Origin of the sequence: Anaerofustis stercorihominis, from assembly GCF_005844425.1 — a bacterium.
Taxonomy (GTDB): Bacteria; Bacillota; Clostridia; order Eubacteriales; family Anaerofustaceae; genus Anaerofustis; species Anaerofustis butyriciformans.
In genome coordinates this window covers 19,947-31,042 of record NZ_SPHL01000024.1, presented here as the reverse complement: position 1 = coordinate 31,042, position 11,096 = coordinate 19,947, and the positions used below count along the sequence as shown (strand labels likewise).

Below are 11,096 nucleotides of genomic sequence, written 5' to 3'. Positions count from 1 at the left end.
GCATATACAAATAACGAAATTGAAGAATCAATATTTTTAAATATATATTCTAAACTAACTTACGAAGAAAAAATAAAAGTTCGTGGATATATGGAAGGACTATTATATGAACATAAAAAATAAAAGCGGATATATACCGCTTTTTTTTACATAATACATATTATATTGTAATTTTTTATGAGGATAATAATCTATTTCATGAATTCCTTGATAATGCTGTTCAATATACTAATCTTTTTTATTTACGTATATAAATAATGTATTTATGCCTGTGAGATATTTTATATCAATTTTTATATACTTCTAAACTTTAGGTTCGTTTTGAATACTCTACTTACAAGTTGCTTTTTGCATTTTTAATTCCTGAAAACACATCATTTATCCATAATTTATCACTATGAAATATTTTCTTGCCTTCAAATGATACGTTAACAACAGCTATATCAATGCTTTTGAAAACCTTATTGTTAAAATCATCTTTGCACATTCTGCCATAAGAAAAAAACAAATTAAACATATCAATAAATTTTTTCATAATTACATTTTCTTTTTATGATATGTCTTCATTATATTTATCCACAAATTTTTTTGCGTTGATACTATCTGAAATATAAAATAACTTTTTACCCTTTATCTTTTGAGTGTTTTCAGCTCCCTTACCAAGAATTGATATAACGACATTATCGTCAAGACTATCTTTAATAGCCTCTTCAATGGCTTTCGTTCTGTCTTCTATTATCTTTACCTTAGATTTATCTTCTATATATTTTAAAATATCCAAGCAGATATCATTAAAGTCTTCATTAGAAGAATCATCAGTAGTTAAAATAAGCTCATCACAATTCATTTCACAAATTTGCCCAATATCTTTTCTCCTATTTATTGCTTTATCCCCCGTAGAGCCTATTACGCAAATATGTTTTCTTCCCGGATATTCTTCGTGTATAAACTCAAAATACTTACTAAGGCTAAGTCCGTTATGAGCATAATCTACAACTATAATTTTTTTACCATCTTTTGTTTTATATATTTCCCCTCTCCCTTTTACTTTTACATTCAATATTCCTTTATATATATACTTATATTCAATTCCCAAAGTATCACATACGGCAATACATGCTACTGCGTTTTCTATGTTATATCCGCCTTTTAATTTAATACTGTAATCATATATCTTTCCGCCATATTTCACTTTAAAGGCATTACCCATATTATTTGAATTTGAAGATATTATCTGATAATCAGCCTTACTGCTTTTGCCATAAGTTATAATCTTATTTTTATCCTTATTTTTTAATGCATTTTGAACCTTATCAAAAGACATCAATTCTTCATTTATAACTATATATTCACTATTTTCTATTAATTTTAATTTTGATGAAAAATAGTCATTGAAGTTTTTATGCTCAATATCTGAAATATGATCATAACCTATATTCAAAAATACTCCTACATCAAAATTAATACCATAAACTCTGTTATATTTATAAGCAATGGAAGAAACTTCACAAACAAAATATTCCATACCTAAACTGGAAGCATTACTTAAAGTCTTATATACTTCCAAAGATTCGGGAGTTGTTAAAACGGCATCTCTTGTAATGCTACCATCAAAAGTTTTAATAGATGATATGATACCACAAGGAATATCACTTTTACCCAGCAAATACGTATCCAAAACATTTTTTATAAAAAAGGAAGTAGTACTTTTCCCTTTTGTTCCGGTAACACCAATCTTTTTTAATTTTTCAACTTCTTTACCATAAAATATTTTAGATAAAACAGCAAGAGCCTTTCTTTCATCAGAAACTATTATGTAAGGAAAATCTTCAAAATGCACTTTTTCACTCACATATATAACAGCGCCCTTTTTTATCGCATCCTTTAGATACAACCTATTAAAATTAAATCCCTTGCATACAAAAATCTTATTTTCGCAGTCCATTGTAGAATTATAACTTATACCATGGATTGCCTCCTTTATATTCAAATTTTTATAACTTACAAGAATTCCTTCCCGTGATAACTCCATTAAAATATCTTTGATGAATTTTTGCATGATTATTCCTCCATAAAAATACGTAATACTTTGTAATCTTTTATATAAAATATCATTAAATAATTACAAATTCCTTTTATAAAACCTTAACAATTTATAAACATTATTTTGTAAAAAAAAAAAACGGCAAAACGCCGTTTTAAATTATTTTACTAACCCAATTTTCAATTAAATCATAACTTACATTCAAATCTCCCCTGCCTGTAAGAATCTTTATGTCAGGTTTAGGTGAGCCATGATAGTCACTTCCTCCACTTTTATAAATATTATGCTTATTTGCATAATCGATTAAAAATTCTCTGTCTTTTATAGAATGTTTTGCATGTAAAACTTCTACCCCATCAAGCCCAAAACTTCTTGCATAGTCAAGCATTTTTTCCACTCTATCATGTTCCATATGATGAATACAAGGATGAGCAAAAAATGCCATTCCGTCTGCTTCGTGAATAATATCTATTGTCTGCTTTATTGTTTTAAAAAATCTTGATTCATCAACATAAAAACTACTTTTTTTATTTGCACAATTATCCCAAAAAAACGCTGACGGATTCATAAGAGATGGATATTTTTTTATATTTTCTTCATGTCCTAATGCACTTATAATAGTTCTTTTATATCCCTCATTTTTTTCTCCGTCCTCTATTTTTAAACCATCATCAACTATAATTCCGTTTTTTCTAAATACATCAATATACTCTGTTAATAATTCTTTTTCTCTTTTAATATCCTCTTCTTTGGATTCAAGACTTTTTAAAATTTTTCTCATTTTCTCTATATCTATATTATATCCGAGTATATCCCTCATTTCACTTTCATAAGCACAGGAAAGCTCAACTGCAGGAATAATTTTTATTCCCATAGTATCAATGTCTTTTAAATCATCATATGCATTAACGGTATCGTGATCTGTAATAGAGATTAAACTTATATCTAAATCTTTTGCTTTTTGTATAATCTCTTTTGTACTGTCATCACCGTCAGAATTATTAGTATGTAAATGCAAATCTATATTCATAAAAACACCTTCTTTATTTTAATATTATTTTATCTACTTTATCTACCCAATCTTTAATCATATTATATGAAACTATTAAATCGCCTTTTCCTTTAACCATACTTATATCAGGTTTTGTTCCTCCGTGAAAATCACTTCCACCACTTTTATAAAGTTTATACTTTCTTGCAACTTCAGCAAGGAATAACTTATCATCAAAAGTATGCTGAGAATGCAGAACCTCTATACCGTCTATACCACATTCCATGGCATGATTTATAAGCTGAAGAGTCCTTAATTTGCCTATTCTGTACATACACGGATGAGCCAAAAAGGCAAGACCTCCCGCTTTATGTATAAGTTCTATTCCTTCTTTAATTGTAGGATATTCCTTTGATTCGTCTACAAAAAATTTACTGTCACTGTTTGAACAATAATTCCAAAAAAACATAGTAATTTTAGATATAAAAGGATACTTCTTTATATTTTCGGGATATTTTATAAGGCTGTTGTAAATTGTTATATACGCTTCGCTTTTATTTCCTCTATGAACTTCAAGCCCGTTGTCAAATACTATTCCGGCATCTCTGAAAACTCTTTTATATTCATTTAAAAGTCTTTTTTGTTTTTCAAGTTTTGCTTCTGGAGAATATCTTTCACTTACAAATTCATCTATAACCTTAGTATCAATCCCATATCCAAGGACATCTCTTATAACACCATCAAAAGAGCATCCAAGTTCCGTTGCGGGAATGATGTTTATCGGTTTATCTAATTTAAATGTTGTATTTTTAATATCTTCATATGCCTTTACATTATCATGATCCGTTATTGCCGCATAATCTACACCAAGTTCATTCATCATGTTTATCATTTGAGCGGGAGTAAAAGTTCCGTCTGAATACGTACTATGCATATGTAAATCTACTATTTTTTCCATAACAAACCTCATTTACAAATTTATAAATTTATTATATATCAATATTTTTTACTTTTCAATTAAGCAAAATAAATTAATATGCTATAATTATTTTATCACAATATACAATGTTTGGTATTTACAATGTAAAAAAGGAACAAATGTGAGAACACACAAAATTTATCCCAAAAAACAGGAGAAAGAAGATGAAAGAATATATTTGCGAGAGCGAAGACATAAAAATCAGAAAATTACAAGATACCGATGAAGAACTTACAATGCTTGGGAAGTGGAGAGATGACGAAAGAGTAAGCAGGTTTTACGGAGGTAGAGACAAAGATAACTCACTTGAAGGACTAAAGAAAAAATATCTTCCACGAATTCATGGTGAGGAAAATATGCAGTGCTGTATAATAGAATATAAAGGACAAGACAGCGGATATATGCAGTTCTTCCCTTTAAAAAAGGAAGCATACAAAGAACATAAACTTGAAAATTATAAAAATGCCTATGGAATAGATATATTTATAGCAGGTCACATGGGCCATAGCAAAGGGCTTGGTTCAAAATCTTTAAAAACATTGTATACATACCTTTTTAACGAAAAAAATGCCGACCTTGTAGAAATATGCCCAAGAACAGTAAACGAAAGAGCCGTTGCCGCATACAAAAAAGCAGGTTTTACTCCTCATTCAAAACTTGAAAAAGGAGAATTCTTTGAAGGTAAATGGTACGAAGAAACAGTAATGATAATCACAAAATAAAAAAGACTTCATTAGAAGTCTTTTTCTATTACATTATAATTATTTTCTATTGTCTTTTTAACATCTATTCTTCTTTGATTTGAACTGCCAACAAAGGTTTTATTATATGTCTTGTTTTCAATTTCAAATTTTCCATCCATAATATAATCATTAAGTTCAATAAGTTTAAGTATATATGGATTTTTTTTATTCATTTCAAGCAGCTCTTCAAATCTAAATCCTGTATATGTTATTAAAGATAAACCTTTTTCCTTAATTTTCTTTCCTAAAAAATATAAACTTTCTGCCTGCATAAAAGGCTCTCCTCCGGAGAATGTAACTCCGCTTAAAAGAGGATTTTGCCCAATTGCATTTAGCACTTTTTCATGAGAAACAATTTGCCCTCCATTAAAATCATGAGTTTGAGGATTATGACATTCAGGACAGTTATGAGGACAGCCTTGAACAAAAAGTGTAAATCTTATTCCGGGACCGTCCACAATTGATTCTCTTACTATTCCCGCAATTCTTATTTCTTTTTCTTGATCCATTATAAAGTTTCCATTTCAGAGTTAAGTGAATGTTTTACTCTGTCTGATTCTTCTGCTCTTTTTGCATCATTAAATCTATCAAGAGTTCCTACAAGGTAACCTGTTATTCTTCTTATTCTGTCGAAAGGAATCGGTTTTACTTTTGCACTTCTTCCAATAAAACCATCTTCGTCTGCATATAAATTAAGTTCAAGAACTTCGCTGTTTTTTTGTTTTTCAACATCTTTAATATATGCCTTAATTTCTTCTTTTGTTAAATCCTTTATTTCTCCGTAAACATATACGTTTGTTTCACCTATTTTTGTTTCATATGTTAGTTCTTTTGCTGTATTCATTTTTTTACCTCCTATAAACTTTCCATTTCAGAGTTAAGTGAATGTTTTACTCTGTCTGCCTCTTCCGCTCTTTTACCGTTATTAAATCTGTCTAATGTTCCAACTAAATAACCTGTTATTCTTCTTATTCTTTCAAAAGGCACTTCAGTATCATTTTCTTTTCTATGACAACATGGACATTCGTCATATATTACACCGTTATATCCGCAAACAGGGTCTCTGTCAACAGGATGGTTAATAGCACCGTAACCAAGACCCATTTCTTTCATACATCTTACTATTTTTTCAAATGCTTCAAGGTTCTTTGTTGTATCTCCGTCAAGTTCGACATATGTTATATGCCCCCCGTTTGTAAGTGCATGGAAAGGAGCTTCTTTCTTAATTTTTTCAAATGCACTTATTTCATATCCTACAGGAACATGGAATGAGTTTGTGTAATAATCTTTATCTGTTACACCAGGAATAATTCCATATCTCTTCTTATCCATTTTTACAAATCTACCAGATAATCCCTCTGCTGGAGTTGCAATTAAAGAGAAATTCAAATGAGTTTTATTTGTTATATCATCAAGTCTTTCTCTCATATGTTTAACAATTTCAAGACCAAGTTTTTCACTCTCTTCACTTTCACCATGATGCTTACCAACTAAAGCTGTAAGTGTTTCTGCAAGTCCAATAAAGCCAACTGTTAATGTACCGTGTTTTAATACTTCACCTACAGTATCATCAGGTTTAAGGTTTTCTGAATCAAGCCATACACCTTCACCCATTAAGAAAGGTGAATTTCTTACTGTCTTTGCACATTGTATTTTAAATCTATGTAAAAGTTGATCTGCACATAAATCAATTTTTTCATCTAATGTTTGATAGAATTTATCAATGTCTCCCTTTGCTTCAATAGCAAGTCTTGGTAAGTTAATTGATGTAAAGCTTAAGTTTCCTCTTCCTGTAACAATTTCTTTTGTCTTATCAACATTGGCCATAACCCTTGTTCTACATCCCATATATGCAATCTCAGTATCAGGATCTCCTTCTTTATAATATTGAAGATTGAATGGAGAATCTATAAATGAGAAGTTAGGGAATAATCTTTCGCTAGATACTTCCATTGCAAGTTTAAATAAATCATAGTTAGGATCTCCAGGATTATAATTTATTCCTTCTTTTACTTTAAAGATTTGAACAGGGAATATAGGAGTTTCTCCGTTTCCAAGTCCTGCTTTTGTTGCAAGAAGAATATTTTTTATAATCATTCTGCCTTCACTTGAAGTATCTGTTCCATAGTTAATTGAACTGAAAGGAACTTGCGCACCTGCTCTTGAATGCATTGTATTTAAGTTATGTACCAATGCTTCCATTGCTTGATATGTTGCTTTGTCTGTTTCTTTTAGAGAGCTTTTCTTTGTAAATGAAATCAATGTATCAATATCTTTATGATCCAATTTATCTAAAGCTTCTCTTTCAAGCTTCATAAACTCTTCATTATCATCTAATTTTGGATAAAGACCGCTTTTTTCTTCTATTTCTTTATATAATTCTTTTGCTACTTCTTCGCCGTTTTCCATACCTGCAAGAAGTTCCAATGCTTTACCCATGTTAGTTACATATATTTTCTTATAAGTTTTTTCAACTCCTGCTGATAAATCATAATCAAATTTTGGAATACTTTGTCCGCCATGTTGATCATTTTGGTTTGATTGAATAGCTATACAAGCAAGAGCAGAATAAGTTCTTATATCTTTTGGCTCTCTTATATATCCGTTACCTGTTGAAAATCCACCTTTGAATAATTTTGTTAAATCAATTTGACAGCATGTTGTTGTTAAAGTATAAAAGTCTAAATCGTGAATATGAATATCACCTTTTGAATGAGCTGCAGCATGTTTTTCATCTAAAATAAACATACCATAGAAGTTTTTTGCACCTTCAGAACCATATTTAAGCATAGTTCCCATTGCAGTATCACCGTTAATATTGGCATTTTCTCTTTTAACATCATTTTCTATTGAACTTTTGAAAGTTAAATCTTCATAAATTTTCATAAGAGTTGTATTCATTTCTCTTACTTTATTTCTTTCGGCTCTATATAAAATATAATTTTTTGCAGTTTTAGCATGTCCACTTTCAATTAGTGTCTTTTCTACTATATCTTGTATTTGTTCAACAGTTGGAATAATGTCAACATATCTTTCATTTAATATTTTATCAACTTGATCAGATAGTTCTCTGGCTATTTGATAATCCTGCCCGCCAACAGCTTCCGCAGCCTTATAAATAGCATCTGTTATCTTTCTTTTTTCATATTTGCTTGTTCTTCCGTCTCTTTTTAAAATCTCTGTTACCATAATTATTTCTCCATATATATTAATAAAATTATATTTCTCCACTGAACGTATTCAATTATATCTTGTGCATATTACTTTGTCAAGCAGAAAAGATACACAATATATAGTGTTTTAAATAATAAAAATAATAATCCGATATATTCATGTAATAAAATACTTTTACTGTTATGTTTAACTGAATTTTATTTGTAATTTTAATTTTGATTTTGCTTTTCAAGTATTTTTATCCAATAAAAAAAGACTAATGATTTTACATTAGTCTTTATACAATTTCTTCCATTTTATTTTGTCTCGAATAAGCTATCTGCCATGGAGCATACATAAGCACCCAAACAAATAAAACAAGCAACAAAGCTGCAGGAATATAAAAATTTCCAAACACATTATATAGTATCTCAAGAGGAGAGCCTGGTGCAGGAGAACTTAAAAACATAAAATTTGTTCCCCATGCTTTATTCATAAAATATACGGGAACGGCAATTATACCAACTAACAATGCTGTCTTTGGCAAAACTTTATAATTAGGTTTTAATCTTGCGCTATATAAAAGCATAAATACAAATACAACAAGCCATGTATGAATGGTAAAAGAATTTATGCATGAAAAATGAAGCATTGGATATTCTGTCCAATCAGGGAATAATAATGCTGCCATTGCTCCGGGAAGAGAAAGCGCATATAAATATTCACCGCAAATTTTCCCGGGTTTGAAAGCATACCAAAAAGTAAAAAATATAGATATACCGCATAAATGAAATGGTAAATGCCCAAGATTAAAAGTTCCTGCATAAATATGAATAATATCTTTAATGATTTCTTGTATAACTATAACTATTGCAAAAATTTTTAATATTTTATTTTGTTTTTCATAATCGGCTTTTTTAAATATACGGCACATATAAACTATAAATAATGCTATAGCAATAAGCCAGGTTAAATGTTCAACTCCGTATGTACTCCATGTTAAATTTGTAGGAATATCTTCCGGTCTTGAAAAAAAATATTTTAATGTCATTTATTCTTGTCCTTATTTTTTATTGTAACAGTAAATTAAATAATTTTAATTTCTCAATTTTGATGTTACAAATACATTATAATACATTTTATTTTAATATTACAAAATTTATCTATTTTTTACATAAAAAAAGAACTTCAAAAGAAGTTCTTTATATCATTTTTTCGAAATCATCTTCAGAAATTATTTTTATTCCAAGAGTCTTTGCTTTTTCTTCTTTACTTCCTGCATTTTCACCGGCAAGAACATAAGTAGTTTTTTTACTTACGGAAGAAGAAACTTTACCTCCGTAGCTTTCAATTATCTTCTTCGCATCATTTCTTTTATATTTGGATAATGTTCCCGTTAAAACGAATGTCATACCTTCAAACTTCAAATCTTCGTTTTCTTCATTAATATATTCCATATTAACTCCTAAAGATTTTAACTTATTAATCAAAGATATTTTCTTTTCATTATTAAAGAACTTTATAATTTCATTTGCCATCTTATCCCCTATTTCATTAATAGATATAAGATCATCATATGTGGCGTTCATTAAATTATCCATACTTTTAAATTCTTTTGCGAGAAGTTTTGCTCCCTGCTTTCCAACTAAATTTATGGACAGCGCAAAAATCAAATCCTCAAGAGAATTTTCTTTTGATTTTTCTATTGCTTCAATCATGTTTAAAACGGATTTTTCACCCATTTTTTCCATTTGTTCTATTTGTTCTTTTTTATCTTTTAATCTGTAAATATCGCTTACATCTTGAATTAAGTCCGCTTCAATTAAGTTTTCCAAAACTCTCTCTCCCAAAGTATCAATATTCATCGCATCCCTTGAAGCAAAATGAATTATTTCTCTGGAAATTTTAGCCGGACAGTCTATATTTACGCATTTTATTGCGCTTATGCCTTCTTCCCTTACAACTTCATGACCACATACAGGACAAGTCTTTGGCATTTCAAAGATTATTTCTTCACCATTTCTTTCTTCTTTTACGGAACTTACAACCTGAGGAATTATTTCTCCGGCTTTTTTTACTATAACTTTATCCCCTATTCTTATGTCATTGTCTTTTATATAATCTTCATTGTGAAGAGTTGCACGACTTACAAAAGACCCATCTATATTTACACCTTCTAAAATTGCAACAGGGGTCAATGTTCCGGTTCTTCCTACATTTACAATAATATCCTTTAGTAAGGTTTTTACCTTTGTTTCACTAAATTTATAAGCAATTGCCCACCTTGGATTTTTATTTGTAGAACCTAAAACTTCTCTATCTCTTAAATTATCAAGTTTTATTACAGCTCCATCTATTTCATAAGGTAGTTTTTTTCTCTCCTCTTCTTTTTCATTTAAAGCCTTAAATATTTCATTTATATTACTAAACTTTTTATATTCACTTACTTTAAATCCAAGAGTTTTTAAATAATCAAGACTTTCACTATGAGAAGAAAGTTCCACCTCGTCTATATGCTCTAAATTAAATATAAAACAATCCAAATCCCTCTTTGCCGCAACTTTTGAATCAAGCTGTCTTATTGAACCTGCTGCCATATTTCTAGGATTTGCAAAAAGACTTTCTCCGTCTTTTTCTCTTTGCTTATTAATCTTTTCAAAGTTATCTTTATATATTAAAACTTCGCCCCTTACGGTCAAATTAACATCTTTGTTTAATTTAAGAGGAATTGTTTTTATGGTTTTAACATTTAAAGTAACATCTTCACCAACTTCACCGTCTCCTCTTGTTGCTCCTGTTTTTAATATACCATTTTCATAAGTAAGAACTATAGTTAGTCCGTCAAACTTATTTTCCAATGTATATACAGGATTTTCTATTTCTTTTTTAACTCTATTATCAAACTCTAAAAGTTCGTCAAAAGAAAAAGCATTAGCCAAGCTAAGCTGCTTATACTCATGCTTTACTTTTTCAAACCCATCAAGAGCCTTTCCCCCTACCCTGTCGGTAGGGGAATATTCTTTTTTGTACTCAGGATATTCTTCTTCAAGCTTCATAAGCTTTCTAAGAAGCATATCATATTCATAATCAGAAATACTTGGATTATCTTCCTCATAATATTTTCTGTTATGTTCCAATAATTCTTCTGTTAATTGTTCTATTTCTTTTTTTGCATCTATCATATTT

General features: G+C 29.4%; 10 protein-coding genes. 1 reads left to right on the top strand and 9 read right to left on the bottom strand.

What is annotated here, in order from left to right; translation table 11 throughout:
* Positions 1-334: 334 nt before the first annotated feature.
* From FGQ49_RS07135 to FGQ49_RS07120, 4 genes are all read right to left on the bottom strand, one after another.
* Positions 335-535 (bottom strand): hypothetical protein, encoded by a 201-nt coding sequence (locus FGQ49_RS07135; RefSeq protein ID WP_138269182.1) that lies wholly within the window; start codon positions 533-535, stop codon positions 335-337.
* Positions 536-550: 15 nt separating this feature from the next.
* The gene (locus tag FGQ49_RS07130; RefSeq protein WP_138269181.1) at positions 551-2,059 is read right to left on the bottom strand and encodes a Mur ligase family protein; all 1,509 of its coding nucleotides are present in this window, start codon (positions 2,057-2,059) and stop codon (positions 551-553) included.
* Between the two features lie 139 nt (positions 2,060-2,198).
* Positions 2,199-3,074, bottom strand: a complete 876-nt coding sequence (locus FGQ49_RS07125; protein ID WP_138269180.1) for a PHP domain-containing protein — start codon at positions 3,072-3,074, stop codon at positions 2,199-2,201.
* Between the two features lie 13 nt (positions 3,075-3,087).
* Positions 3,088-3,993 carry a PHP domain-containing protein gene (locus FGQ49_RS07120; protein WP_171020631.1) on the bottom strand — a complete coding sequence of 302 codons (906 nt, stop codon included), beginning with the start codon at positions 3,991-3,993 and terminating at the stop codon, positions 3,088-3,090.
* 185 nt (positions 3,994-4,178) lie between these two features.
* Here FGQ49_RS07120 and FGQ49_RS07115 point away from each other — a divergent pair, with 185 nt between their 5' ends.
* Positions 4,179-4,736, top strand: coding sequence for a GNAT family N-acetyltransferase (locus tag FGQ49_RS07115; RefSeq protein WP_138269178.1), 558 nt, complete (start codon positions 4,179-4,181; stop codon positions 4,734-4,736).
* 11 nt (positions 4,737-4,747) lie between these two features.
* Here FGQ49_RS07115 and nrdG read toward each other — a convergent pair whose 3' ends face one another.
* From nrdG to ligA, 5 genes are all read right to left on the bottom strand, one after another.
* Positions 4,748-5,266 carry an anaerobic ribonucleoside-triphosphate reductase activating protein gene (nrdG, locus tag FGQ49_RS07110; protein ID WP_138269177.1) on the bottom strand — a complete coding sequence of 173 codons (519 nt, stop codon included), beginning with the start codon at positions 5,264-5,266 and terminating at the stop codon, positions 4,748-4,750.
* Complete coding sequence (gene nrdD / locus FGQ49_RS07105) at positions 5,266-5,601, bottom strand: anaerobic ribonucleoside-triphosphate reductase (protein WP_138269176.1); 336 nt, start codon at positions 5,599-5,601, stop codon at positions 5,266-5,268. The genes nrdG and nrdD overlap by 1 nt, the downstream gene beginning before the upstream one ends.
* Positions 5,602-5,612: 11 nt before the next feature.
* A complete protein-coding gene (locus FGQ49_RS07100; RefSeq protein ID WP_138269175.1) occupies positions 5,613-7,946 on the bottom strand; it encodes an anaerobic ribonucleoside triphosphate reductase in 2,334 nt (777 codons plus the stop codon).
* Positions 7,947-8,208: 262 nt separating this feature from the next.
* Positions 8,209-8,961, bottom strand: coding sequence for a TIGR02206 family membrane protein (locus tag FGQ49_RS07095; RefSeq protein WP_138269174.1), 753 nt, complete (start codon positions 8,959-8,961; stop codon positions 8,209-8,211).
* 151 nt (positions 8,962-9,112) lie between these two features.
* Positions 9,113-11,089, bottom strand: a complete 1,977-nt coding sequence (ligA, locus tag FGQ49_RS07090) for an NAD-dependent DNA ligase LigA (protein ID WP_138269183.1) — start codon at positions 11,087-11,089, stop codon at positions 9,113-9,115.
* Between the last annotated feature and the right edge of the window lie 7 nt (positions 11,090-11,096).